Genomic DNA, 26,054 nt, shown 5'->3' with positions numbered 1-26,054 from the left:
GGCGCACTCCACCGCCGGGCTTGTCCCGGCCATCCACGTCTTCCCTTCTGCGAGACTGCAAGGACGTCGATGCCCGGCACAAGGCCGGGCATGACGAGGATTGGATCTGAGTAGCCACCGATCGCGCCGATCACCCGGCGATAGATTCGAGCATGGCGGAATAAGCTAACCCACCTGTGACTTGGGGATTGGCGAGACTAAACTTGTCGTTATGCGGGAACGCCAACATCTGGACCCGCGTTCATGCTGGGGCTTGCAGGAGTTTTGACATGAAAAAGCTGTCGGTTATCTGCCTCCTCCTTTGCGTTGGCGCTTCGACCTCGGCGGCGTTCGCGCGCGGCGGTGGCGGCATGGGATCGCATCATTCGTCCGTCACCGGCGGCGCTTTCGGCACCGCGCCCGCCACGCCCGGCACCAATTCGTTGGGCACGGCGCTCTCGTCATCCGGCGTCGGCAACGGCCCCATGAAGGGCCCGCTGCTGGGCACCAATCCCGCGATCGACCGCGAAGAAGCGAAGGTCGACAAGATGATTGGGTCGATCTGCCGGGGATGTTGAAGGTAGTGAGTAGGGCGGATTAGCCAAAGGCGTAATCCGCCATCGCGGACTCGGTCACGCGGAAAGACAATGCGTCGGCTCGCGCAGGATCGCACACAATAGCGGCGGATTATGGCTACGGCTAACTAACTAATCCGCCCTACGAGCTACGGGCTCGGCCTCTGTCGGCGACGGGCTCAACCGCTGGACCGCGCTGCATCGGCTCGATGCCGGCGGCCTTTACCGGCTGGCGCTGGAAAAGGGCGAGGCGGGCGCGAGATACAGGCCGTCACCTCGACCGAAATTGCCGCGAGCTTCCAGGGCTAAGGCGTCCGGTTACTGCGCGGCGGCAACGCGCCCTGTGTAGGTCCCAGTCAGAAGATCGACGCCCTTGTCGGCGACCGCCATGACGGTGGCGTTCGTGTTGGCGCTGATGATCCTGGGCATAATGGAGGCGTCCATGACCCGAAGGCCGTCTATCCCCTTGACCCGCAAGTCGGGCGTGACCACGGTCGTGGGGTCTTCCGCCCTGCCCATTCGGCAGGTGCCGACCGGGTGAAAGTTGCTCTGCGTCGTCGCTTTCATGTATTCGACGAGCTCCGCGTCGTCCGTTATTGCCTGACCCGGCGACAGCTCTTCTTCCACGATGTCAATGAACGGTGCTGTTGCGACGATCGTCCGGAGATACTTTAGCGCCTTCAATAGGCGTCGCGTGTCCTCCGGATCGCTCATCCAATTCGGATCGACCTCAGCGTCATCCTCTGGAAGCGCCGACTTCAAGCGGACGGACCCGTAGGAAAGCGGGCGAACCAAATTGGCCAGAAGCGTAACGGCGTTGCGTGGCTTGACCGTCAGTGTTGGCCACATCAGACCAATGCAATAGATTTGGATATCGGGCGGCCCGGCGGGATCGTCCAAATTGACGAACGCCATCGTCTCGGATCCCGTGGAAGCGATAGGGCCTGTGCCAAAAGCGAAATACTGAATGACGTTCCGGATCAGCTTGATCCCTGCGTCCTCGCCGAAATAACCAAATGGGCCCTTCGTCGAAAGCGACAGAAAGACTTCGTTGTGATCTTGCAGATTCTGGCCGACGCCGGGCAGGTCGGCGACGACTGGGATATCGAACTGGGCCAGGTGATCGGCAGGTCCGATCCCTGAAAGCATCAGGAGCTTGGGCGTGGCGAACGCCCCGGCGGTCAAGACGACTTCATGCGTCGCCTTCGCCTGATGGACCTTCCGGTCTTTGACGTATTCGATCCCGATCGCCCGCTGACCGTCGAACAGCACCCGGTTGGCCCTCGCTTCGGTAACCAGGGTCAACCGCTCGTCGCAGATCACGGGCCTCAAGAACGAGTCCGCCGAGCTGCGGCGTTTTCCTCGAAAGGTCGTCGATTGTTCGTACCCCACGCCGTGCAGCTGACCGCCCGTGAAATCGTCGGTGAAAGGGACTTTCAGTTTTTGCAGCGTCCGGACGAAGATGTTGGCGGCCTCGGAGATGTAGGCCGGATCGGAAACCTTGAGAGGCCCGTCTCCACTGTGCGCGGCGTTCTCCAGCCTGACGTTGCCCTCCTGCTTGCGGAAGTAGGGGACCAGATCGTCCCAGCCCCAGCCCGCATCGCCGGATAACGTGTTCCAACGGTCATAGTCGTCCTTGGAGCCGCGAGCGTAGGTCATGGCGTTGACCGAGCTTCCCCCGCCAACGACGTTCCCTTGCATGATGTCGACGGCTCGCCCCTCGAGCGCGGGCTGGGGCGTCGAAGTGTAGCGCTTGATGTAGGGCGACTTGCCGAACACGATTTTGACGGCGCCAGCGGGCATGTGGATCAGCATATTGTCGTCGAGCGGCCCGGCCTCCAAAAGCAGCACCGTCGCCCCATGGTCTTTGACCAAGCGGCTGGCCACGACGCAGCCGGCGCTGCCTGCTCCCACTACGATGTAGTCGAAGGTATCGGACACTGAGGTCATTTGGATTTTTCCTTCAAATAAAAGCCAGCACTCCACAAACTCCAGGCAATAGACCTAGAAGTCGCGATCGAGGTCGGGGAAGAACTCGGTAAGCAAATTGCCGATGTACTGTGTGAGGTTCGGGAGGCTTCGGGCGTAGTCGGTCAGCCTGGGATGCATCTCGCGGAGCTGATAGACCAGGATGGTCATTCCGAAGACGACCGCGTCAAAAGACGTCGGCCGGTCGGTCCCGAGAAGATACCGATTTTCGCCCAGAATTTCGGCGACGGCCGCGAGGTCCTTGGACGCCTTGTCCACGATTTCGTCGGGCGTATAACGCGCGATGCCCTGCTTGTAGGTGCGGTCTTCCATGTCGTCCCGCAGCCCCTGAAGGCCGGGGCCTATTCCGCCGAAGGCATGCTCGAAGAACCAGTCCGAACCTTCTTGATCATAGAACTCGTAGATCAGCGCGATCCAGTAGAGGTGGTCCTCCAGCGTACGCTGGACGAGGTGGCCGACAGCGCGCTGATGGTCGCTCAAACCGGCGTCGGGATCCGGAAAGGCGGTCTTCAGAAAGCCGATGACCAGGTCGGAATCGGCGACTTTCACGCCATCGACCATGATGAAAGGCACCTTTCCACGCGGCGCATTGCCGACGCCCTGCTCGGCGACGGGTTCGAAGGGGATTCCTTGGAAACGAAGATGAGCTGTCAGCTTCGCAGAAAAAGGCGACAGCGTCGGGACCCTGCGCGCGACGTCGGGATCGAAAATGCCGAAGCGGTGCAGAGTCATGACAGTCGACGGTCCAAAATGGACCTTATCGTACGGGTTCACATAGACGGGGATATTCTTCATCACGGGCGTCCTTCATCTCGATTCACGCTCACTGCCGTGAGCAGACCAGACCGAAGGCAGCGGGTCCGCCCGCCGTTTCTGGTGCACGTGGGATATCGCGCATTGTCGAGACGATGATAATCGGATGAATGTCGACAGGACTTTTCGGGATTTGCGAGCAATGTCGTTAAAGCGGCACCGGAAAGGTCAGTCCGCGACCAGATTCTTCGCCAGGAAATCGATGAACGTTCGCACACGCAGACTGGAGAGGCTGCCTGCGGTGACCGCGTACAGATTGGCGTCGGAAGTCACGAACGTGTCGAGGGCGGTGACAAGTGCGCCAGAGGCAAGCTCCTTGCGGATATCCAAATCGTTTCGCATGACGACGCCGTGGCCGTCGAGCGCCCATTGGCGAAGAACGCCGCCATCGTTGGCAACGCGATTGCCCGCAACACGAACCGTAACCGGTCGTCCCTCAACGGTGAAAGACCACGAAGAAAAGGTCGATCCAGGGCGCGGGTGGACGAGGCAATTGTGCGCGGCCAGGTCATCTGGGTGATTGGGTGCAGCATGGGTTGCCCAATAGGATGGCGCGGCGCACACCACGCGGCGCCCTCGAAGCATCAGTCGAGCCTTGAGAGCCGAATCCGCCAAGGGGCCATTGCGGAGTGCCAGGTCAATGTCCTGCTCCACGAGATCGACGACACCATCGGACAGGTGCAGCGCAATTTGTACGGCGGGGTGTAAGTCGAGGAAGCGATCGATCAGCGGCGCTACTTCGGTCCGGCCAAAATCTTGCGTGGCCGTCATCCGGATTGGGCCGCGCAAAGGCCCATCCTGAACCCCGGCGATGGATGCGTCCCAGTCTGCCAAGAGCTTTCTAGCATCGGCGAGAAAACGTCGCCCTTCGAACGTGAAGCTCAATCTGCGGGTCGATCGCGTGATCAGACTAACACGCGCCTGCTCTTCCAACTGCTGAAGCGCGACCGTCACCGTTGAGGTCGAAACTGACGCTTGGCGGGCGGCGGCTGAAAAGCTGCCGGTCTCAGCTATAGTTACGTACAGGCGGAGGGCTTCCAGGGTGTCCATTTCTCGCAAATCCCGAAAGGTCCAATCGAGAATAGCCTAATTATCAACGAGACAAAAGCAATCGATATTGGCTTCAACAATCAGGAGAAGCCCATGTCCACCTCATCGACGATAGCCGACAGCCGTGCCCCCTCTGCCAACCACACGAACATCCGTGTTGGCCTGATCGGCGTCGGAAACTGGGCTTTGAACGGCCCCGTTCGCGTGCTCAGCCTTATGCCGCAATATGAAATGGCGGCTGTCTACAGCCAGCGTCGCGACGCCGCGCAGTCTGCTGCGGACACCTTCGGTATCAGGCATGTCGTCGGATCGATCGATGAATTGGTTCGCCATCCAGACGTCGACATCGTCCTCGTGCTCACGACAGGCCCGCAGCACGAGGAAGCGGTACGCGCAGCGATCGCTGCGGGGAAGACCGTGTACTGCGAGTGGCCCTTGACGCCGGACTCGAAGACCTCGGCTGAACTGGTCGACCTTGCGGCAAAAGCTGGTGTGCAAACCATTCTCGGCACCCAACGCCGGTTCGCGCCAGGGCTGCGCTATCTGAAGGATATTCTCGGCGATGGCTACGTCGGTCGTGTGCGCTCGGTCAGGATGCATGTGACGGTGAGCAGTTTCGGCAAAAATCGCAGCAAGGCGCTTCGTTGGAGCGCCTTCCCCGAAAATTTCATGGGCGTTACCTCAATTTTCGGCGCGCACTTGATGGACCCGCTCTTCTCGATCGTAGGCCGTCCGACCGAGATCTCGGCCGTGTCTGTCAACCAGTGGCCGGAAATCACAATCGTCGAAACGGGCGAGGAGATCAGCACGAAGGTTCCGGATCAATTGCTGCTGCAAGGCATCCTCGCAAGCGGAGCCGTGTTCGCCGTTCATATCGAGGGCGGCAAGCATCATGGCACCGGCGTTCAGATCGATATCACGGGTGATGATGGTGATTTGCAGATCACCAACACCTCGGCGTTCGGGGACGTGGGTGAAGAATATAATCTATTCGGTGCCCGCGTAGCGGACACCAAGATGGCGCCACTCGTAGTGCCCGCATCGTACAACTGGTTGCCACCCTCTGATCTTCCTAGCGGCGTGCTGGAGCTCGCCGATCTCTTCGAGGTTCATGCCCGCGATCTCGCAAGCGGCTCGCGAACCGTGCCCAGCTTCGAGGACGCCCTCTTCATGCAGCGGCTGCTTGAACAGGCAGCGGTCTCGTCAGCCAGCGGACATCGCATCAAGCTTTAGACGCTGCCGCGACCATGCTCCACCAACTGCCAAGTAACATTCGCGCGCTCTGCGAGCAGGCGAACGATGATCACTGGCGCTTTGAAAGGCGAAATGTCATGCCAACCACTGCGAGAGTCGCCCGTATTCACCAATATGGTCCTCCCGAAGTCCTGAGGTTCGAGGACATCGTCGTGGGTGAGCCGGGCGACGATGAAGCATTGATCCGCAACACCGTCATAGGTCTCAACTTCGTCGACGTTTATTATCGTAGAGGTACTCTTCCGGTCCCTGCCTTTCCAGCGATCATCGGCGACGAGGCCGCCGGGGTAGTCGAAGCTGTTGGCAAAAACGTCAAGAACGTCAGCGTGGGTGACCGCGTCGTCTATGGCGATATCGCATTTGGCGCCTACGCTACGGCCCGCTTGCATCCCGCAGACCGGCTTGTCCGCATTCCGGCAAGTGTTTCTGACGACCAGGCAGCTAGTGCCTTTCTAAAGGGGCTCACCGCTCGCTATCTGCTCAAAGAGGTGCTTGAGCTCCGACCCGGTGACACCGTTCTGTATCATGCTGCAGCGGGCGGTGTAGGCCAGATTTTCGTTCAATGGGCGAAAGCACTTGGCCTAAAGGTGATCGGCACAGTGTCCAGCGACGCTAAGGCGAAGCTTGCACGTCATGCCGGCTGCGACCACGTCATCAATTATTCCTCCGAAAACTTCGTCGCCGAAGCGCTCGCGTTCACCGCAGGCAATGGCGTGGCAGCTGTTTTCGACTCCGTCGGGGCGGACACGTTCCGTGGGTCGCTGGCAGTTCTCAGGCCGCGCGGAACGCTTGTGCAATTCGGGAAGGCGTCTGGGTTTCCGGAACCGGTGGACCCGTTCGAGTTGGCACCACGCGCACTTTATCTGACGTGGCCCATTCTCCCTCGCTATACGTCCACTGCAGAAGATCTGGCGATCGCCGCAGCCGACCTATTCGACGCAATCGCGACGGGAATTCTCAAGGTCGATCCCAGCAATCTTTATCCGTTTGGCCAGCTAATCGAAGCTCACCATGATCTCGAAGAGCGCCGAACCACCGGCGCGGCAGTGCTGCGTGTGACGGCCGCCGATCTCCCTTGATCAAATTTCATGCGCTGCAACGTCCGAAGACGCCCGCGGCCCCGATCCACGAAACAATGCTCAACTAAAGGAATATTGCGATGAATACCTCTGTGATTGAAGCGATCGAGCGCCAGAAAACCACCAACCTTTACGATGCGTCGAAAAGCATTCCCGACGATGAAATTCGTGAGCTGGTGCGCCTGGCGACATTCTCCCCGACCGCGTTCCACCTGCAGAATTGGCGCTTTATAGCGGTGCGGTCGCCGGAAGCCAAAGCAAGGCTGCGGGCGGTTGCGGCTGATCAGCCCAAGGTTACCGAAGCTGCCGTCACTTTCATCATGGTCGGTGAACTGGCCGTGGCTGACGTGATGGCTGATCGACTGGCGGGCTCGGTTGCGGCAGGTTTCATGCCTGTCGAGATGGTGCCGGGCTGGGAAGCTGCAGCAAAATCGCTTTACTTCGAGAAGCCTCAGACCCAGCGGGATGAGGCAATTCGATCGGCGACCTTTGGCGCAAGCGGACTGATTCACGCCGCGCAGGCGATGGGTCTGGGCACTACGCCAATGATCGGGTTTGATCCGGTCGGCGTGTCACGTGAGTTTAGTCTCAGCGATAATGAGGTCCCGGCACTCCTCGTTGCCGTCGGCTATCCGACGGAGGCGAATTGGCCGCAGAAGCCGCGTCGGCCGATTTCGAACGTGCTCGCGTTCGCGTAGGCTCGGTAGAGAACGACTCTATCTGTCGTTCGACCGAGATGTCCCGAATGCGTTTGATGTGGGGGTTTCCCGAGACGCTGTAGAATGCGCAACTGACGCGGCTTTTCGCGATGCACTCGATCACGGCAGCCCGCGCGGCCGCGTCGTCCGAATAGATTTTGAAGACCATGGACAGTGGGAGTCCATTGAAGTCCGCCGAGCTAGTGAAGTTATACCAGCGGTTAGCAGCGCGCTACGCAATACGCGGATGGCGCTGGGATTCCAAGCACGCTCCAAAACACGCTATAAATTCTAATCGTGCGATTAGGCCGTTCACGGGCACTTCTCGATGCGCCTGGAGATTAATTTCCCAAACGATTCCAACGTGATTTGCCCTGTCCAGACCTCGCGTGAAAAATATTCCGCTTCCGTCGTCGGGCAAATCAGTGGTCTCTCTCCGCCCGTCTCACCCAAACGAGGGGCGGGTCGCGATCGTCACGAACGCGGGTTGAGATGCGGTGGACGCGGCAGCGTCGGCGCGAAGCGGCAATTGCAGGGCGGGTTTCCCGTGAGCGATCGGCCGGCGCGTAGACGAACGGCGCTTAAGCGTACGGCAAAAGCGTGTGGTTCCGGCATCCGTTGCTGATGCCAAGTCTGCGGAGGTTTTGCGCGCCCAACCGGGAGGCGCTGGACCGTCAATCCGCAGGCGACGGTGACAAGACGAATTCGTCGCCGAGGAGAGCGCGCTATAAGCCGTAAAGCCATTGCGCAGGGAAGGCCGGATGCTCTCCGCTGAACCTGTATGCTCGTGTGCGCTTTCTTTCGTGCATCTTTGCACACGAGACCGCGGGTGCAGCGCGCACCCGGCTTTCCCTGCGCCCTCCGTTTTCAGGAGGGACAATGTGTGGCTGCAAACCTCGGACGCATCGCGTTGCGAGAGCGCGGGTCTGCGGCTCGGTAAGGGTCAGTAATAGATGGTTGCCGTGTTGCAACGATTGTTGCGTCCTCGCAACACTTCCCTAACATTTAACCGTTCTGGCGGTCCGCTATTGTCTGCGCCGCTTTTTAGCCACACCCCTGCATGAAATCATATCCTTCGTAGGCTGAGGCCACGGCGCTCGCGAAGGCGACGGGAAATTGAGTTTTCCCGGTCGACAAAAGAGATGGCCGGGGAAACGGGTTCGCGATGGACGCCAAGAGCAACATCAAGTCGAGGCTGCCGAGCCGTCATGTGACGGAGGGGCCCGCACGCGCGCCGCACCGCTCGTATCTCTATGCCATGGGTCTGACTACCCAGCAGATTCACCAGCCTTTTGTAGGCGTGGCGTCGTGCTGGAACGAGGCCGCCCCCTGCAATATCTCGCTGATGCGCCAGGCGCAGGCGGTCAAGAAGGGCGTCGCCTCCGCCGGCGGCACCCCGCGCGAATTCTGCACCATCACCGTCACCGACGGCATCGCCATGGGCCATGACGGCATGCGCTCGTCGCTGCCGTCGCGCGAATGCATCGCCGATTCCGTCGAACTGACCATGCGCGGCCATGCGTATGACGCTCTCGTCGGGCTCGCCGGCTGCGACAAGTCGCTGCCGGGCATGATGATGGCGATGGTGCGGCTCAACGTGCCCTCGATCTTCATCTATGGCGGCTCGATCCTGCCCGGCAATTTCCGCGGCCAGCAGGTCACGGTGCAGGACATGTTCGAGGCCGTCGGCAAGCACTCGGTCGGCGAGATGTCGGACGCGGATCTGGACGAAATCGAGCGGGTGGCTTGCCCGTCGGCCGGCGCGTGCGGCGCACAATTCACCGCCAACACCATGGCGACGGTATCCGAGGCCATTGGCCTGGCGCTGCCTTACTCGGCAGGTGCCCCGGCGCCTTACGAGATCCGCGACGCGTTTTGCATGACCGCGGGCGAGAAGGTGATGGAGCTGATCGCGGCCAATATCCGCCCACGCGACATCGTTACCCGCAAATCGCTGGAAAATGCCGCCGCGGTCGTTGCAGCCTCAGGTGGTTCGACCAATGCTGCACTGCACCTGCCGGCGATTGCCCATGAGTGCGGCATCAAATTCGATTTGTTCGACGTCGCCGAAATCTTCAAAAAGACTCCATATGTCGCGGATTTGAAGCCGGGTGGCCGTTATGTTGCCAAAGACATGTATGAAGTTGGCGGCATACCGCTTCTGATGAAGACGCTGCTCGATAATGGCCACCTGCACGGGGATTGCTTAACCGTCACGGGCCGAACGATCGCCGAAAACCTCAAGAGCGTGAAGTGGAATCCGCACCAGGATGTGGTGCGGTCCGCCGACAAGCCGATCACCGTCACGGGCGGTGTCGTGGGCTTGAGGGGGAATCTTGCGCCAGAAGGTGCGATCGTGAAAGTCGCGGGCATGTCGAAGTTGAAATTTACCGGTCCGGCCCGCTGCTTCGATTGCGAAGAAGACGCCTTCGAGTCGGTCCAGAAGAAGACCTACAAAGAGGGCGAAGTGCTCGTGATCCGCTACGAGGGGCCGCGCGGCGGTCCCGGTATGCGGGAGATGCTCTCCACGACGGCAGCCCTGACCGGGCAGGGCATGGGCGGCAAGATTGCCCTCATCACCGACGGCCGGTTCTCGGGCGCCACCCGCGGGTTCTGCATCGGCCATGTCGGGCCGGAAGCCGCGGTGGGCGGGCCGATCGCGCTGTTGCAGGACGGTGACATCATCGAGATCGACGCCGACAACGGCACTCTTAACGTAAAATTGACCGACAAAGAACTCGCCGACCGTAAAACCAAATGGCAGCCCCGAGCGACTAACCACACATCGGGTGCGCTGTGGAAGTATGCCCAACAGGTTGGGCCGGCGGTGGATGGCGCGGTTACCCATCCAGGTGGTGCGTACGAGAAACAGTGTTATGCGGACATCTAGGCGTATCATTCTTGCGTTGATGTTAGGGGCCACGCCGGTGGCGGTCCCGGGATTCGCGTTCGACGGCGCTCCGGCCAATCAGGATGCAGCGCTGCCGGTCGTTTCCCAGCCGGCGGCCTCCGCCGCCCAGGCCTTGAATGCCCAAGCCTTGAATGCCCAAGCCTTGAATGCCCAGGCCTTGAAGAAGGCGGTTCCGGTTGCTTCGACCACGACTACAGTCACCGTGGGTCCCTCGCTGAATTCGCTGCAATATGCCGCCGAAGGCGGCCATCCCGTCGCGCAGTGGAAGCTCGGGCGGATGTATGCCGACGGCGACGGCGTCACCCAGGACGATGTGCGCGCGTTCGAATATTTCAGCCGGATCGCCAACGCGCATGCCGAAGACAGCCCGTCGGCGCCGCAGGCGGCGATCGTCGCCAATGCCTTTGTGGCGCTCGGGCGCTACTATCTGAACGGCATTCCCAATTCCAAGATCAAGCCCGATACCGAGCGGGCGCGGGAGATGTTCTCCTACGCGGCCTCCTATTTCGGCAATGCCGACGCGCAGTACGATCTGGCGCGGCTCTATCTGAAGACCCCGGACGCCTCGCGGGATGATTTCCGCTACGGCGCGCGCTGGCTGGGTCTGGCCGCCCAGAAGGGCCAGCATCAGGCCCAGGCGATGCTCGGCCAGATGCTGTTCAACGGCGACCGGCTGCCGCGCCAGGCGGCACGCGGGCTGATGTGGCTGACCCTGGCGCGCGACAATGCCGCGCCCGATGAGGCCTGGATCAAGGAAAGCTACAACCGGGCGATCGCGAAAGCGTCCGACGACGACCGCGCCATGGCGCTGCAGATGCTCGAGCACTGGGTGCAGGGCCGCCGGGACTGATTGCCGGCCCTGACGGCCTACGCCGCCTCAAAATCGAGATCGGCCCAGACCGGCACGTGGTCCGAGGGCTTTTCCCAGGCCCGCACATAGCTGTCGACCCCGACATCGATCAGCCGGTCGCTGGCCTGCGGCGACAGCAGCAGGTGATCGATTCGCAGGCCCCAGTTCTTCTGCCAGGCGCCGGCCTGATAGTCCCAGAAGGTGTATTGGCCGGGCGCATCGGTGACGGCGCGCAGCGCATCGGTCAGCCCGAGGCCCAGTAACGACTGGAAGGCCTCGCGGGTGGCCGGGCGGAACAGGGCGTCCTCGACCCAGGCAGCCGGATTATGGACGTCCTGGGCGGCCGGAATGACGTTGAAGTCGCCGGCGAGGATCAGCGGCTCTTCCGCCTTAAGCCGCTCCTTCGAGTACTCACGAAGTCGCGACATCCATTTGAGTTTGTATGGATATTTATCGGATCCGACGGGGTTGCCATTGGGCAGATAAAGACAGGCGATTCGCACTACGCCACTTTTCAGCGTGACCACGCCTTCCAGGAACCTGGCGTGGGCGTCCTCGTCGTCGCCGGCGAGGCCGGATTTGGTTTCCTCGAACGGCAGCTTCGAAAGCAGGGCGACGCCGTTGAACGTCTTCTGGCCGTGGGTGACGACGTTGTAGCCCAGCGCCTCGATCTCCAGCCGCGGAAAGGCGTCGTCGACGCATTTGATTTCCTGCAGGCAGACGATGTCCGGCGCGCACTCCTGCAGCCAGCTGACGAGATGCTCGATCCGCTGCCGGACCGAATTGACGTTCCATGTCGCGATGCGCATGAGGGGGGACCCGTCGTAACCACACATTTTCGCTTTGCTGGCATACCATGTGCCGCAAGGCTGTGATAACCGTCTAGAAATAAGGCGCAAAAGTCGCCGTCAAGGGGCAGGAACGAGCCGTCCCGTCCTTTCACGGACGGGCGCGCATGAAAATTATGAAAAAACGTAGTTTGATCCTTTTTGCCGGTGCCGTCGGCATCGCTGCGGTGGCGGCCTTCGTCACCCGCGGGTCATGGATGGGCGGAGGCGCCAGCGCGCTGGGGCCGCAGCGCCCGCGTGTGGTTTCGGTGGAACTGGCCAAGGCGGAGCACAAATCCGTGCCGGTCGACGTCGACTCGATCGGGACGGTGACGCCGATTTCCAGCGTGGCGCTCAAATCGAGGGTCGAGACCACCATCGTCGCGGTGCATTTCGAGGACGGCGCCAGGGTTAGCGAAGGCGACCTGCTGTTCACGCTCGACGCGCGGCAGATCGACGCCCAGATCGAGCAGGCCGAGGGCATGCTGGCCAAGGATCAGGCCCAACTCGAGGGCGCGCAGCGCGATTTGCGGCGTTACACCGATCTCGTTGCCAAGGGCGCGACCACCCAGGTCAACGTCGATAACGCCAAGACCCAGTCCGATATCCTGATCGGCACCATCAAGGCCGATCAGGCGGCGCTGGACAATCTGAAGGTCCAGAAGAGCTACACCCTGATCCGCTCGCCGTTTTCGGGCCGGATCAGCGCGGCCAATGTGAAGGTCGGCAATTTCGTCCGGCCGGCCGACACCGCGCCGCTCGCCGTCATCAACCAGATGGCGCCAGTTTACGTGACCTTCGCGATCCCGCAGAGGGTGCTGGTCGACCTGCGAGAGGCGATGGCGAAGGCGGATTCAAAGGTGATCGCGACCATCCCGGGCCATCAGCGCTCCGAAGACGGCAAGGTTGCGATGGTCGAAAACACGGTGGATTCGACCACCGGCATGGTCACCGTGCGCGGCATCATGAACAACGAGAACGAGACCTTATGGCCGGGGACGCTGGTCAACACCAAGCTCGTGATCCGCGCCGAGGAAGCCGTGACGGTGCCCACGTCAGCCGTACAGCGCAGCCAGAACGGCAATTTCGTCTTCGTCATGAAGGACGGCAGGGCGCATGTGCAACCCGTCAATGTCAGCCGCACGTTCCAGGGAACCTCCGTCCTCGCCACCGGATTGACCGGAGGCGAGGACGTCGTCGTCGACGGACAGTTGCTGTTGTCGGAGGGAACGCCTATCGCGCCGCGCGCTGCCAAGGCGGGGGCTTAACGCGATGACGCTGTCGGAGTTGTGTATCCGTCGCCCGGTCATGACGGTTCTGATGACGGCTTCGATCATCGCGTTCGGTGTTTTCGGCTTCCGGCTGCTGCCGGTCTCCGCGCTCCCGAAAGTCGATTTCCCCACCATCGCGGTGACCGCGACCCTGCCGGGCGCAAGCGCCGACACCATGGCCTCGTCCGTCGCCGGTCCGATCGAGCGTCAGCTTTCAACCATTGCCGGCATATCGTCGATGTCCTCGACCTCATCGCAGGGCACGACGGCGATCGTCATCCAGTTCGACCTCAATCGCAATATCGACGCGGCGGCGCTCGATGTGCAGACCGCGCTGACGATTGCGCAGCGGCGGTTGCCGATCGAGATGGTCATTCCGCCGAGTTTCCGGAAGGTCAATCCGTCGGATTTCGCGATCCTGTTCATCTCGCTGGTTTCCGACACGTTGCCGCTCTCGGCGGTCAACGAATATGGCGACATCACCATCGGACAGGCGCTGTCGCAAATACAGGGGGTCGCCCAGGTCGTCATCTTCGGCAGCCAGAAGTTTGCGATCCGGGTGCAGGCCGATCCGGAAGCCGCGGCGGCGCGCGGCATTTCGCTGGAGGACGTCCGCGCCGCGATCTCGCGCGCCAATTCGTCAACGCCGGTCGGCACGCTGAACGGGCCGAAACAGGACGTCGCGCTGCAGGCGTCCGGCCAGATGGACAAGGCGGCCGACTACAAGCACGTGATCGTCGCCTGGCGCAACGGTTCGCCGGTCCGGCTTGACGAGATCGCCAAGGTGTATGACAGCGTCGAGAACGACAAGATCGCCACCTGGTTCAACGGCACGCGCGCCATCGTTCTGGCGATCTACAAGCAGCCCGACGCCAACACGGTCGCGGTCGTCGATGGCGTGCTGGCAAAATTGCCGTCGCTGCGCGCGCAGATACCGCCGTCCGTGAACATCCAGGTGGCGATGGACCGCTCGGTGTCGATCCGTCAGTCCGTGAGCGACGTCGAAGAGACCCTGCTGATCGCCATCGGCCTCGTCATCATGGTGATCTTCCTGTTCCTGCGTTCGGCATCCGCAACCTTCATTCCGGCGCTGGCGGTGCCGATCTCGCTGTGCGGCACGTTCGCCGTCATGTACGCGTTCGATTTCTCCATCAACAACATGACGCTGCTGGCGCTGACATTGTCGGTCGGCTTCGTGGTCGACGACGCCATCGTCATGCTGGAAAATATCGTCCGCCATATCGAGCACGGCATGCGGCCGTATGAGGCGGCGCTCAAAGGCGCGCGAGAGATCGGATTCACCATCATTTCGATCACCTTCTCGCTGATCGCGGTGTTCATTCCGGTGCTGCTGATGGGGGGCATCGTCGGGCGCGTGTTCCGCGAATTTGCGGTTACCATCGCGGTCGCGATCGTGGTTTCCGGCTTTGTTTCGCTGACGCTGACGCCGATGCTGTGCGCGCGCGTGCTGAACGCGCATGACGCGACCAAAAAGCCGAATGTGGTGCTTCGAATCTTCGAGGCGATGTTCGATTCCTGGCTACGCGGCTACGAATGGGCGCTCGACTGGGTGCTTGCCCGCAAGGCTTTGATGCTGGCGGTGACGCTGGCGACGCTGGCCGGCACGGTGGCGCTCTACGTCGTGGTGCCCAAGGGATTCTTTCCCCAGGAGGATACCGGCTTTCTGTTTGGCACCACCGACGCAGCCACGGATACCTCTTACGAGGCGATGGCGGTGCGCCAGAAGGAGCTGGCCGACATATTGAGCCGCGATCCGGCGGTGGAATACGTCAACAGTACGGTAGGTGCGGGCGGCCCCAACGCGACCACCAACAATGGCCGGCTGTTCATCGCGCTCAAACCAAGGAAAGAGCGGGACTCGGCGACGGTGGTGATGGCGCGCCTGCGCCGGACGGCGAACCAGGTGCCTGGAATGCAGGCGTTCTTCCAGAGCATCCAGAACCTCAATATCGGCGGCCGGCCGTCGAAGAGCCAGTACCAGTACACCTTGCAGAGCGGCGATACGGAATCGCTGTATCGGCTGGCGCCTGAAATGCGCGACAGGATCGCCAATGTGCCGGGCCTGCTCGACGTCACCACGGATCTCTACATCAAGAACCCGCAGATGACGGTCGACATCGACCGCGAAAAGGCCGCGGTCTATGGCATCACGGTCGACCAGGTTCGCAACCAGCTCTACAACGCCTATGGCGCGCGCCAGGTCGGCACCATCTACATGCCGTCCAACGACTACCAGATCATTCTGGAGGCACAGCCGCAGTTTCGCGTCGATCCGTCCGACCTCTCCAAGCTCTATATGAAGACCGCGAACAACCAGACCATTCCGCTCGATGCGGTGGCGAAAATGGTGCCGACGGTGGGGCCGTTGCTGATCAACCACCAGGGGCAGCAGCCGGCAGTGACGATCTCGTTCAACCTCGCGCCGGGTTATTCGCTGGGCTATGCGGTCGACCAGATCACCCTGATCGAACAGAATTCAAATCTGCCGGCGACAATCGCCACCGGCTTCTCCGGCACCGCGCAGGTGTTCCAGGATTCGCTGCGCGGGCAGGGCGTGCTGATCCTGGCGGCCGTATTCGCGGCATTCGTCATCCTCGGCATTCTCTACGAGAGTTTCATCCATCCAATCACTATCATCTCCGGCCTGCCGTCGGCCGGCATCGGCGCGATCCTCACCCTGATGCTGTTCGGCATGGAACTGTCGGTGATCGCGATGATCGGCATCGTGATGCTGGTCGGCATCGTCAAGAAGAACGCCATCATGATGGTCGACTTCGCGCTGGAGCGCCGCCGCGTCGGCCTGAGCGCCGAGCACGCGATCCGCGAGGCCGCGCTGCTTCGCTTCCGCCCGATCATGATGACGACGTTTGCGGCGATCTTCGGCACGCTGCCGATCGCGATCGGCGCGGGGGCCGGGGCCGAACTGCGTCAGCCGCTCGGCATCGCCGTGGTCGGCGGCCTCTGCGTCTCGCAATTGCTGACGCTGTTCATCACACCGGTGATCTACATCTATCTCGACCGCATCGACCGCCGCCTCAAGCGCAAGCTCGAACCACAGCTCGAGGAAAGCGGCGGCGAGCGTCCGCACGTGGTCGCGGCTGAATAGCGGTGGGGGTCAGATTGAGGCGGGTCTTAGATTGAAAAGCTGGTGCCGCAGCCGCAGGAGGCGGTGGCGTTGGGATTGACCACCCGGAACGACGCGCCGATCAGGTCGTCGACGAAATCAACCTCCGAGCCTGCCAGGAACGGCACCGAGGCCGGATCGACCAGCACCACGGCGCCCTCGCGGGCGATCACCAGATCGTCGTCGGCCTGGGCGTGTTCGACGTCGAATTTGTACTGGAAGCCAGAGCAACCGCCGCCTTCGACCGAGATGCGCAGTTTTGCGCCCTCGCCCTCGGCTTTGAGGATTTCGCCGATGCGGCGGGCAGCCCGCTCGCTGACGGTGATGGCTGTGGTCATGGCAGGTCTCCGGTGCCGGCGTCATACCCAATTCATTTGGTATCCCGCACCCGACATAGTTAAGTGCGGAGACGAGCAGAATCAAATGGATAAGGACTAAAAAACCGTGTCGGTCGGAATGGCTGCTCCTCGCGCACTTTATGCCTGCGACCCCGACCGCAGCCGCGGCAGGCTGTTCGCGGAGCCACCGAGCAAGACGCGCAGCCCATTCCGCCGGGATTGCGACCGGGTGATCCATTCCACCGCGTTCCGCCGCCTGAAGCACAAAACCCAGGTTTTCGTGTTCCACGAAGGCGATCATTACCGCACCCGGCTAACCCATTCGCTGGAAGTGGCCCAGATCGCCCGCGCAATGGCCCGGCAGCTCGGCCTGGACGAGGATTTGACCGAAACCCTGGCGCTGGCGCACGACCTCGGCCATCCGCCGTTCGGCCATGCCGGAGAGCGGGCGCTGGACAAATGCCTGCACGCCCATGGCGGTTTCGATCACAACGCCCAGACACTTCGGGTCGTGACCTCGCTGGAGCATCGCTATCCCGGGTTCGACGGGCTCAATTTGACCTGGGAATCGCTGGAAGGCGTCGTCAAGCACAACGGTCCGCTGACCGGGCGGGGCGGGGACCTGGCCGGACGTTACGGCGAAAGCGGCATTCCCGTCGGGATTTCCGATTTCAACCGGAAATACGATCTGGAGCTCTGGAGCTTCGCCTCGCTGGAGGCGCAGGTCGCAGCCTTTGCCGATGATATCGCCTATGACGCACACGACATCGATGACGGGCTGCGGGCCGGTTTGTTTGCGGTCGACGATCTCAAGGTGATGCCGCTCACCGCTGATATCATCGCGGAAATCGGCAAGCATTATCCTGGCCTCGACGACATCAGGCGCGGCGCCGAACTGGTGCGCGAGCTGATTTCATATCTGATCGGGGCCGTGATGTCAGAGGCGGGCAGGCGTCTGGAGGCGGCAAGACCGCAATCGGCCCACGACGTCCGCCATCATAACCAGCCGCTCATCGCGTTTCCGCCTGACGTGGTGCAGGAGGAGGCCGAGATCAAGGCGTTCCTGAAACGCAGGATGTACCGCCACGCCCGCGTGATGCGGGTGATGGGGGATGCGGAACAGATCCTGTTCGATCTGTTCGCGCGCTATCAGCAATCGCCGGGCGATCTGCCGGCCGAATGGGTCGAGGGCACGGAGCGCGAGACCGAAACCGAGCGGGCGCGGCGGATCGGCAATTTCATCGCCGGGATGACCGACCGTTTTGCGCTGATCGAGCATCAAAGGCTTTTTGACTCGACCCCGGATTTGCGTTAGGCGGCGGCCCAGGACTTTAGCAAATGGCCGACAAACCCTCTGCTCCGCATCTTTTTGCCGATGTGCTCGCACACGTGCACGCGATCTGCGCAGCACTTGCGACCGAGGGCAATTGGCCTGACGGCATCGACTTTTCGCGCGCCGTGGTCGAGCCGCCGCGCGATGCCAGCCATGGCGATATGGCCACCAACGCCGCGATGGTGCTGGCCAAGGAGGCGAAGGCAAAACCGCGCGAACTGGCCGAGAAGATCGCCGAGAGGCTGCGCGCCGACGCTCTGGTCGCTTCCGTCGACGTCGCCGGGCCCGGCTTCATCAATCTCACGCTGAAGCCACAGGTCTGGGCGGACGCGCTGCGCTCGGTCGTGCGGGAAGGTGAGGCTTACGGGCGAAGCGCGATCGGCAAGGCCGAGAAGGTCAATGTCGAATATGTCTCGGCCAATCCGACCGGGCCGATGCATGTCGGCCATTGCCGGGGCGCGGTGTTCGGCGATGCGCTGTGCAGCCTGCTCCAGTTCGCGGGCTATGGTGTGACCCGCGAATATTACATCAACGATGCCGGCGCGCAGGTCGATGTGCTCGGACGATCGGCCTATCTGCGCTACCGCGAGGCGCTCGGCGAGGATATCGGCGCGATTCCGGAGGGGCTCTATCCCGGCGACTACCTGGTCCCGGTCGGGCAGGCGCTCGCCGCCGAATATGGCGACAAGCTGAAAGCGATGTCGGAAAACGCCTGGCTTCCGATCGTTCGCAGCAAAGCCATTTCGATGATGATGGAGATGATCAAGGGCGATCTCGCCGCGCTCCACATCAAGCATGATGTGTTCTTCTCGGAACGCTCGCTGATCGACACCGGCAACAACAAGGTCACCGAGACCATCGATTTCCTGCGCGCCAAAGGCGACGTCTACGAAGGCCGTCTGCCGCCGCCGAAAGGCGGGCCGGTCGAGGATTACGAGGATCGCGAACAGACGCTATTCCGGGCGACCAACTACGGCGACGACGTCGACCGTCCGCTGATGAAGTCCGACGGCTCCTACACCTATTTCGCCTCCGACATCGCCAACCACAAGAACAAGTTCGATCGCGGCTTCACCAATCTGATCGACGTGTTCGGCGCCGATCATGGCGGCTACATCAAGCGCATGCAGGCGGCGGTGAAGGCCGTGACCGCGGGCAAGGCCGCGCTGGACGTCAAGATCGTGCAGCTGGTGAAGCTGCTGCGCGACGGCGAGCCGGTAAAAATGTCGAAACGGTCCGGCGAGTTCGTCACCTTGCGCGAAGTCGTCGACGAGGTCGGCTCGGACGCGGTGCGATTCATGATGCTGTTCCGCAAAAACGACGCTGTGCTGGATTTCGACCTCGCCAAGGTGATCGAGCAGTCCAAGGACAACGCGGTGTTCTACGTGCAGTACGGGCACGCCCGCGGCCATTCGATCTTCAAGAACGCCCGGGAGGTGGTCCCCGATCTGCCGGAGGATGCCGCCGCCCGGGCGGTCTACCTCGGGACCGCGGCGGTGGAACGGCTGACCGACCCGACGGAACTCAGCCTGCTCAAGCTATTGGCGCTCTACCCCCGGATGGTCGAGGCGGCTGCGGTCGCACACGAGCCACACCGAATCGCTTTTTATCTGTATGATTTGGCCAGCGAATTTCATGCGCTTTGGACCAGGGGGCGCGATTTGCCCTATTTACGCTTCATTATCAACAATGATGCAGAAATCACGAAGGCGCGATTGGCAATGGTCCAGGGCGTCGTCTCGGTTCTGGCATCGGGCTTAGCCGTTCTCGGCGTCCATGCTCCAACCGAGATGCGGTAGGCAGGGGCGAAGGCCCTCACAAATGGGGATTTGTGAGGGTATCTGGCAGGGGCCAAATTCGTTTGTCATAACGGTTTGGCGCTGCCCCGAAGGGGATGCATCATCACGATGGCTGATCGATATCAGGACCGACCTTTTGCTGCCCACGAAGACGACGACCGCGATTTTGGTCGGGCTGAGAGCGATCCGCTGGCCGAACTGGCACGGCTGATCGGCCAGACCGATCCGTTCGGCGCCGCCCCAAAGACCCCGCATCCGCTGCAGTCGCGGGCCAATGTGCAGCCCCAATACCAGCCTCCCGCAGAGGAAGATGACGGCCGGCCCGCCGGCCCGCCGCCCTGGATGCAACGCGCGAACCGCGCGGTCGCGCCCGAGCCGGAGCCTGAGGAGCCCGAATATCAGCCTAGCCCCGTGCATCCCTTGCATCGCTACGCGGCCCAGCACCACGCTGCGCCCGCGCAGGATTATCAGGAGGAGGCGCCGCAATACGCCGATCCAGAGCCGCAGCCGGATCCGACGCGCTATGACGACGCGCTGTACGGCCAGATCGAATCCGGCGAGCAGGACTTTCAGCGCGATCCGGCCTATCCGGATGATCCCTACGCTTATGAGAGCGGCTATGAGGAAGAGCCCGAGCCGCGCAAGCGCAGCAGTGGCCTCGTAACCGTAGCCGCGGTGCTGGCGCTGGCCGTGGTAGGCACGGGGGCAGCGTTTGCCTACCGCACCTATGTCGGTTCGCCGCGTACCGGGGAGCCGCCGATCATCAAGGCCGACAACAGTCCGACCAAGGTCATGCCGGCGCCCGCTGATACCGGAACTGCCAAGACGCCCGACCGCATGGTGCCGGGCGATGGCGGCGAGAAGATCGTTTCGCGCGAAGAAACTCCGGTCGACGTTAACGCCAAGTCCGGGATGCGCGTCGCGTATCCAGCGTTGAACCAGAATGGCAATCCGCCGCCGGTCGCCAGCGTAGCGCCATCTGCGCCGCCGCCGGCAGCGGCCGCCAACGGCACGCTGTCGAATGGCGAGCCGCGCAAGATCAAGACCCTGTCGGTCAAGGGCGACCCGGCCGAGAATGGCGGGGTGCCTGTTGCGGCGGCCCCGCCAGCGGCTGCGGCCAAACCAGCGCCGGCGGCCCGAACGGCGGCCTCGCACAATCCCTCGTCGGCCAATGCGAGCGCCAACACACCGCTTTCACTGGCTCCCGGCGCCGCGGCGCCCGATCCCGTGCCAGCACCGGCCCGGATGGCGTCGAATAATCCGGCACCGGCAGGTGTGAGCACAGGCAGCGGCTATCTCGTCCAGGTGTCCTCGCAGAAGAACGAGGCCGACGCCCAAGCGTCGTACCGGGCGCTGCAAGGCAAGTATCCGAGCGTGCTCGGTTCACAATCGTCGGTGGTGAAGCGCGTCGATCTCGGCGAAAAGGGAGTGTATTACCGGGCATTTGCCGGTCCGTTCAGCTCCGTGGATCAGGCGACGCAGGTTTGTAGCAATCTCAAGGCGGCCGGCGGGCCGCAGTGCCTCATCCAAAGGAATTAACGGCCGTTTCCTTGACCCCGGAGCTGCGCAGAGGCTAATCGGCCGCATGAGCAGCCGCGCATTCATCACGGGCGTATCCGAAACGGAACTGAGCCGCGCCGAGCGCGAATTCATCCGTGCGGAGCGGCCGTGGGGCTTCATTCTATTCAAGCGTAACATTGAAAATCCAGATCAAGTATCTAATCTTGTGGCTGAATTGCGTAATTTGGTCGGTAACGCGGACGCCCCGGTCCTGATCGACCAGGAAGGTGGCCGAGTGCAGCGGCTTGGTCCGCCGCATTGGCCGGTCTATTCGCCCGGAGCCAGCTTTGGCGCGCTGTACGATATCGACCCCGCGCTCGGCCTGACGGCCGCCCGGCTCAGTTCCCGGTTGATCGCCGCGGACCTGATTGCGCTTGGCATCACCGTCGATTGCCTGCCGCTGGCAGACGTTCCGGTCGAGGGCAGCGACGCCGTGATCGGGAACCGGGCCTATGGAACCGAGCCGGGCAAGGTGGCGGCGATCGCGCGGGCGGTCACGGAAGGACTGGAGCATGGCGGCGTTTTGCCGGTGCTCAAGCACATTCCCGGCCACGGCAGGGCCACAGCGGACAGCCACCATCGGCTGCCCACGGTGGATACATCGAGGAAAGAGCTGGAACGGACCGATTTTGCCGCCTTCCAACCGCTGGCGGACCTGCCGATGGCGATGACCGCACATGTTGTGTTTAGCGCGTTAGACCCCGCCCATCCGGCGACGACTTCTGCGACAATCATCCGGCAAGTGATTCGCGGCGTGATTGGGTTCCAGGGTTTGTTGATGAGTGATGATGTGTCCATGAACGCGTTGGCGGGAACGATCGCCGAGCGGACCCGAGCCATCGTCAACGCCGGCTGCGACATGGTCCTGCATTGCAACGGCAAGCTCGAGGAAATGCGCGACGTCGCGCGCGAGACGCCGGAACTGGCGGGTGAACCGCTGCAGCGCGCCAAACGGGCGCTGGCCTCGCGAAAGGGACCGCTGCCGCTCGATCGGCGGGCGGTACAGGCTGAATTGGATGCGTTGGTTGATCGGGTAGGGACGGCATGACCGCGGAAATTCTATCGTTTGAGACCGGACGGCCCACCGACATCGCAGATGGCGAGCCCGCGCTGGTGGTCGATGTCGAGGGCTATGAGGGTCCGCTCGACCTGCTGCTGACGCTGGCGCGGCAGCAAAAGGTCGATCTTGCCAAGATTTCGATCCTGGCGCTGGCCGACCAGTATTTGATCTTCATCGAGGCGGCACGGAAGATTCGCCTGGAGCTCGCGGCCGACTATCTGGTGATGGCGGCCTGGCTGGCGTTCCTGAAATCCCGCCTGCTGCTGCCCGAACCGGCCACGCCGGACGGTCCGAGCGCCGAGGAGATGGCCACGGCCTTGGCCAACCGGCTGCGCCGGCTCGAGGCGATCCGCGAGGCCGCCAACCGGCTGATGAATCGGCCGCAGTTCCAGCGCGATATCTTCCCGCGCGGCAATCCGGAATCGATTGCGGAAATCCGTCATCCCAAATTCACCGCGACCCTGTTCGACCTGCTCACCGCCTATGCCGCGCAGCGCCAGCAGCGCGTGCTGGCAACGGTGCATCTGGCCAAGCGCACGGTGTGGTCACTGGCGGAGGCCCGCGCGTCGCTGGAACGCCTCGTCGGCATGGCCGACGACTGGAGCTGCCTCGACGAATACCTGCTCAGTTACGTCGTCGATCCCACGCAAAAGGCGACCGTGTTTGCCTCGAGCTTTGCCGCAGCGCTTGAACTGGTGCGGGAAGGCGAGATGGAACTGAACCAGAAAGAGGCGTTCGCGCCGCTGTATTTTCGCAAGCGTCAGCCGCAAGCCGCCGGTGCGATGTCCGCGCCGGATTTGTCGGTCGAGTAAGTGGAACAAGGAGACCTAGCCATGGCAAGTCTGGCGGAAAAACGCATGGAAGATGCCGAGGAAACTCCCGTCGACGCGCAGGCGCGGCCCGAGGAGTTGCGGCTCCTGGAAGCGCTGCTGTTCGCCTCCGCCGAGCCGATCGATCAGGCGGCGCTGGCCAAGCGGATGCCCGATGGTGTCGATATCAAGGTGGCATTGGCGCAGCTGCAGGCGGAATACGCCTCGCGTGGCGTCAATCTGGTTCGGGTCGCCAACAAATGGACGTTCCGCACCGCCGGCGATTTGTCTTGGCTGATGACGCGGGAGAGCACGGAGACGCGGCGGCTGTCGCGCGCGGCGATCGAGGTGCTTGCGATCATCGCCTATCATCAGCCGGTGACCCGCGCCGAGATCGAGGAAATCCGTGGCGTGATCACCTCCAAGGGCACGCTGGACGTGTTGCTGGAGACCGGCTGGATCCGTCCCCGCGGCCGCCGCAAGACCCCGGGCCGTCCGCTCACCTTCGGCACGACCGAAGCGTTCCTGTCGCAGTTCAGCCTGGAGGCGCTCGGCGATCTCCCGGGGCTGGAGGAACTGAAGGGAACGGGACTCCTGGATTCGCGGCTGCCTTCCGGCTTCAGCGTTCCCACGCCCTCGGACGACGTGGCGTTGCGCGAGGACGAGGATCCGCTGGAGATCGGCGATAATCTGGAACTGCTGCTGGCGCCTGCCGCCGACCCGGAGCCCGAGGGCGGCGAGGGAACCTAGAGCGTTTTCGAGCGAAGTGGGCACCGGTTCGCGTAAAGAAAACGCGTCAAAACGTAAAGCTGGAGCCGGATCGGTTCTGATGCAGTCAGAACCGATCCGGCTCCAGCCCCGTCGCCGCAATATTCCCGGTTAACGGTAGCAATATTACGTAGCTGCGACAGCGATTTGCCGCGGCTGAAGTCCTTGTTTTTGACAGCCTGCGGGCCTACCTTCCGGGAAAGCTTGAGCCGGGCCGCTGGCTCGCGTGTTTGGAGGGTTGCAGGATGGGTTCGCTTAGCATTTGGCACTGGATCGTCGTGATCGCAGTGGTCCTGCTGTTGTTCGGCCGCGGCAAGATTTCGGATCTGATGGGCGACGTCGCGCAGGGCATCAAGGCTTTCAAGAAGGGCATGCAGGATGACGACAAGGTGGCGGAAAAGCCTGCCGAGCCCGTAAAGACGATCGACCACAACGCGGCGCCCTCGGCGGCGCGGTCGGATGTCGGCAGCAAGGCTGTCTAATCCAGACGCCGTTGAGAAAAGCCGCTGATAGCGCCAAATCTTGCTAGAAGGATTGGGGCGCGGACATCTCGCGTGAGCGGAAAAATTCATGTTCGATATCGGTGGAGGTGAACTGATCGTCATCGCGGTTGTCGCGCTGATTGCCATCGGCCCGAAAGAGCTGCCGGGTGTGCTGCGCATGGTCGGGCAATGGATGGGCAAGGCGCGCAAGATGGCCGCCGAATTTCAGGGCCAGTTCCAGGAAGCGATGCGCGAGGCCGAAATGGCCGACCTCAAGAAGAGTTTTGACGAGGTCAAGGAAGCCACCACCGGCTTCACCAGCGGCAATATCATGACCTCGCTGCAAAAGGACGTCGGCGACGCCCTGCAAATCGCCGATATCGACAAGTCCGTGGATGCGCAGGTGGCGTCCGCGATCGGCGAGCCGGTCGTGACGCCAAACGATGCGCCAGCGAGCGATGCGTCGGCGACCCCTACCACACCGGCGGCGCCCACTCCCGAAACCTTTGTTGAAGCCGAGGCCCACGCGGCCTCCGAGCTGCTGGCGATCAGCCGCGAGGTCCAGTCTCAGCCCGCGCCGCAGGACGTCGCGCCTTCGGCGCCCGACGTTCTCAAGGACGCCAAAGCGTCATGAGCGCCGAAGACATCGAGGCCAGCAAAGCGCCGCTCATGGATCACCTGATCGAGCTGCGCTCGCGGCTGATCAAGGCGCTGCTCGGCTTCGGCATCGCCTTCATCTTCTGCTTCTTCTTTGCCAAGCAGATCTACAACGTGCTGGTCTGGCCGTTCGTCTGGGTCGCCGGCCCCGAGAATTCGAAATTCATCTACACTGCGCTTTTGGAATATTTCCTGACGCAATTGAAGCTCGCGCTGTTCGGCGCCGGCTTCATTTCCTTTCCCATCGTGGCAACGCAGATCTACAAATTCGTGGCGCCCGGCCTCTACAAGCACGAGCGCGGCGCGTTCCTGCCCTACCTGATCGCGACGCCATTTTTCTTCGTGCTCGGCTCGCTGCTGGTCTATTTCGTGGTGCTGCCGATGCTGGTGCGGTTCTCGCTCGGCATGCAGCAATTGAGCGGGCCCGAGACCGCGCAGATCCAGTTGCTGCCGAAGGTCGGCGAATACCTGTCGCTGATGATGTCGCTGATCTTCGCCTTCGGCATCGCGTTCCAGTTGCCGGTGATCCTGACGCTATTGGGCCGGATCGGCATCATCACCTCGAAGCAGCTGCGCGAGAAGCGCCGCTATTTCATCGTCGTCGCCTTCATCATCGCGGCCGTGCTGACGCCACCGGACGTGCTGAGCCAGGCCTCGCTCGCGATCCCGCTGCTGGCGCTCTATGAAGGCTCGATCATCGCCGTGCGCATAGTGGAAAAGAAGGTCGCCGCCGCGCAGGCCGCCAAGGGGGTCCCCCCGACCGCCAATCCGGCGGAGTAGGGGCCGCCTTCGCTGTTCCAAAACCGG

General features: G+C 62.3%; 22 protein-coding genes. 17 read left to right on the top strand and 5 right to left on the bottom strand.

Annotated features, from left to right (window positions below):
• Nucleotides 1-269: 269 nt before the first annotated feature.
• Nucleotides 270-557: a hypothetical protein gene (locus tag V1289_RS46975; protein WP_334406466.1), complete on the top strand. Its 288-nt coding sequence runs from the start codon at nt 270-272 to the stop codon at nt 555-557.
• 315 nt (nt 558-872) lie between these two features.
• Here V1289_RS46975 and V1289_RS46965 read toward each other — a convergent pair whose 3' ends face one another.
• The 3 genes from V1289_RS46965 to V1289_RS46955 all read right to left on the bottom strand — a co-directional run bounded on the left by V1289_RS46965 (nt 873) and on the right by V1289_RS46955 (nt 4,406).
• Nucleotides 873-2,504 (bottom strand): GMC family oxidoreductase, encoded by a 1,632-nt coding sequence (locus tag V1289_RS46965; RefSeq protein WP_334406465.1) that lies wholly within the window; start codon nt 2,502-2,504, stop codon nt 873-875.
• A gap of 54 nt (nt 2,505-2,558) precedes the next feature.
• A complete protein-coding gene (locus V1289_RS46960) occupies nt 2,559-3,338 on the bottom strand; it encodes a glutathione S-transferase family protein (RefSeq protein ID WP_334406464.1) in 780 nt (259 codons plus the stop codon).
• A 186-nt stretch (nt 3,339-3,524) separates the two neighbouring features.
• A complete protein-coding gene (locus tag V1289_RS46955; RefSeq protein WP_334406463.1) occupies nt 3,525-4,406 on the bottom strand; it encodes a LysR family transcriptional regulator in 882 nt (293 codons plus the stop codon).
• 93 nt (nt 4,407-4,499) lie between these two features.
• Between V1289_RS46955 and V1289_RS46950 the strand changes: the two genes are divergently transcribed.
• From V1289_RS46950 to V1289_RS46930, 5 genes are all read left to right on the top strand, one after another.
• Entirely contained in the window at nt 4,500-5,639 is a 1,140-nt protein-coding gene (locus V1289_RS46950) for a Gfo/Idh/MocA family protein (protein WP_334406462.1), read from the top strand.
• A 98-nt stretch (nt 5,640-5,737) separates the two neighbouring features.
• A complete protein-coding gene (locus V1289_RS46945; protein ID WP_334406460.1) occupies nt 5,738-6,739 on the top strand; it encodes a quinone oxidoreductase family protein in 1,002 nt (333 codons plus the stop codon).
• An 80-nt stretch (nt 6,740-6,819) separates the two neighbouring features.
• Nucleotides 6,820-7,437, top strand: a complete 618-nt coding sequence (locus tag V1289_RS46940) for a nitroreductase family protein (protein WP_334406458.1) — start codon at nt 6,820-6,822, stop codon at nt 7,435-7,437.
• Nucleotides 7,438-8,602: 1,165 nt separating this feature from the next.
• Nucleotides 8,603-10,327, top strand: coding sequence for a dihydroxy-acid dehydratase (gene ilvD / locus V1289_RS46935; RefSeq protein WP_334406456.1), 1,725 nt, complete (start codon nt 8,603-8,605; stop codon nt 10,325-10,327).
• The gene (locus tag V1289_RS46930) at nt 10,314-11,198 is read left to right on the top strand and encodes a tetratricopeptide repeat protein (RefSeq protein ID WP_334406454.1); all 885 of its coding nucleotides are present in this window, start codon (nt 10,314-10,316) and stop codon (nt 11,196-11,198) included. The genes ilvD and V1289_RS46930 overlap by 14 nt, the downstream gene beginning before the upstream one ends.
• A gap of 17 nt (nt 11,199-11,215) precedes the next feature.
• On the opposite strand, the gene xth is transcribed toward V1289_RS46930, so the two are convergent.
• A complete protein-coding gene (xth, locus tag V1289_RS46925) occupies nt 11,216-12,007 on the bottom strand; it encodes an exodeoxyribonuclease III (RefSeq protein ID WP_334406452.1) in 792 nt (263 codons plus the stop codon).
• Nucleotides 12,008-12,162: 155 nt separating this feature from the next.
• Between xth and V1289_RS46920 the strand changes: the two genes are divergently transcribed.
• Both V1289_RS46920 and V1289_RS46915 read left to right on the top strand, forming a co-directional pair.
• Nucleotides 12,163-13,293, top strand: coding sequence for an efflux RND transporter periplasmic adaptor subunit (locus tag V1289_RS46920; RefSeq protein ID WP_334407946.1), 1,131 nt, complete (start codon nt 12,163-12,165; stop codon nt 13,291-13,293).
• Nucleotides 13,294-13,297: 4 nt separating this feature from the next.
• Nucleotides 13,298-16,423 (top strand): efflux RND transporter permease subunit, encoded by a 3,126-nt coding sequence (locus V1289_RS46915; protein ID WP_334406450.1) that lies wholly within the window; start codon nt 13,298-13,300, stop codon nt 16,421-16,423.
• Between the two features lie 26 nt (nt 16,424-16,449).
• Here V1289_RS46915 and erpA read toward each other — a convergent pair whose 3' ends face one another.
• Nucleotides 16,450-16,779: an iron-sulfur cluster insertion protein ErpA gene (gene erpA / locus V1289_RS46910; protein ID WP_074276616.1), complete on the bottom strand. Its 330-nt coding sequence runs from the start codon at nt 16,777-16,779 to the stop codon at nt 16,450-16,452.
• A 106-nt stretch (nt 16,780-16,885) separates the two neighbouring features.
• Between erpA and V1289_RS46905 the strand changes: the two genes are divergently transcribed.
• The 9 genes from V1289_RS46905 to tatC all read left to right on the top strand — a co-directional run bounded on the left by V1289_RS46905 (nt 16,886) and on the right by tatC (nt 26,027).
• The gene (locus V1289_RS46905; RefSeq protein WP_334406448.1) at nt 16,886-18,094 is read left to right on the top strand and encodes a deoxyguanosinetriphosphate triphosphohydrolase; all 1,209 of its coding nucleotides are present in this window, start codon (nt 16,886-16,888) and stop codon (nt 18,092-18,094) included.
• A gap of 23 nt (nt 18,095-18,117) precedes the next feature.
• Complete coding sequence (gene argS, locus V1289_RS46900; protein ID WP_334406446.1) at nt 18,118-19,911, top strand: arginine--tRNA ligase; 1,794 nt, start codon at nt 18,118-18,120, stop codon at nt 19,909-19,911.
• A 108-nt stretch (nt 19,912-20,019) separates the two neighbouring features.
• Complete coding sequence (locus tag V1289_RS46895; protein ID WP_334406444.1) at nt 20,020-21,450, top strand: SPOR domain-containing protein; 1,431 nt, start codon at nt 20,020-20,022, stop codon at nt 21,448-21,450.
• Between the two features lie 46 nt (nt 21,451-21,496).
• Entirely contained in the window at nt 21,497-22,519 is a 1,023-nt protein-coding gene (nagZ, locus tag V1289_RS46890) for a beta-N-acetylhexosaminidase (RefSeq protein WP_334406442.1), read from the top strand.
• Nucleotides 22,516-23,343, top strand: a complete 828-nt coding sequence (locus tag V1289_RS46885; RefSeq protein WP_334406440.1) for a segregation and condensation protein A — start codon at nt 22,516-22,518, stop codon at nt 23,341-23,343. Before nagZ ends, V1289_RS46885 begins: the two co-directional genes overlap by 4 nt.
• Before the next feature lie 21 nt (nt 23,344-23,364).
• Nucleotides 23,365-24,090: an SMC-Scp complex subunit ScpB gene (gene scpB, locus V1289_RS46880; protein WP_309177118.1), complete on the top strand. Its 726-nt coding sequence runs from the start codon at nt 23,365-23,367 to the stop codon at nt 24,088-24,090.
• A 263-nt stretch (nt 24,091-24,353) separates the two neighbouring features.
• Nucleotides 24,354-24,590 (top strand): twin-arginine translocase TatA/TatE family subunit, encoded by a 237-nt coding sequence (locus tag V1289_RS46875; RefSeq protein WP_074276623.1) that lies wholly within the window; start codon nt 24,354-24,356, stop codon nt 24,588-24,590.
• 88 nt (nt 24,591-24,678) lie between these two features.
• Nucleotides 24,679-25,224 carry a Sec-independent protein translocase protein TatB gene (tatB, locus tag V1289_RS46870; protein WP_334406438.1) on the top strand — a complete coding sequence of 182 codons (546 nt, stop codon included), beginning with the start codon at nt 24,679-24,681 and terminating at the stop codon, nt 25,222-25,224.
• Nucleotides 25,221-26,027: a twin-arginine translocase subunit TatC gene (gene tatC / locus V1289_RS46865; protein WP_334406436.1), complete on the top strand. Its 807-nt coding sequence runs from the start codon at nt 25,221-25,223 to the stop codon at nt 26,025-26,027. The genes tatB and tatC overlap by 4 nt, the downstream gene beginning before the upstream one ends.
• Nucleotides 26,028-26,054: the final 27 nt, after the last annotated feature.

Source organism: Bradyrhizobium sp. AZCC 2289, assembly GCF_036924615.1.
GTDB lineage: Bacteria > Pseudomonadota > Alphaproteobacteria > Rhizobiales > Xanthobacteraceae > Bradyrhizobium.
Note: the sequence above shows the minus strand (reverse complement) of the source record. Positions and strands in the feature narration are given on the sequence as shown.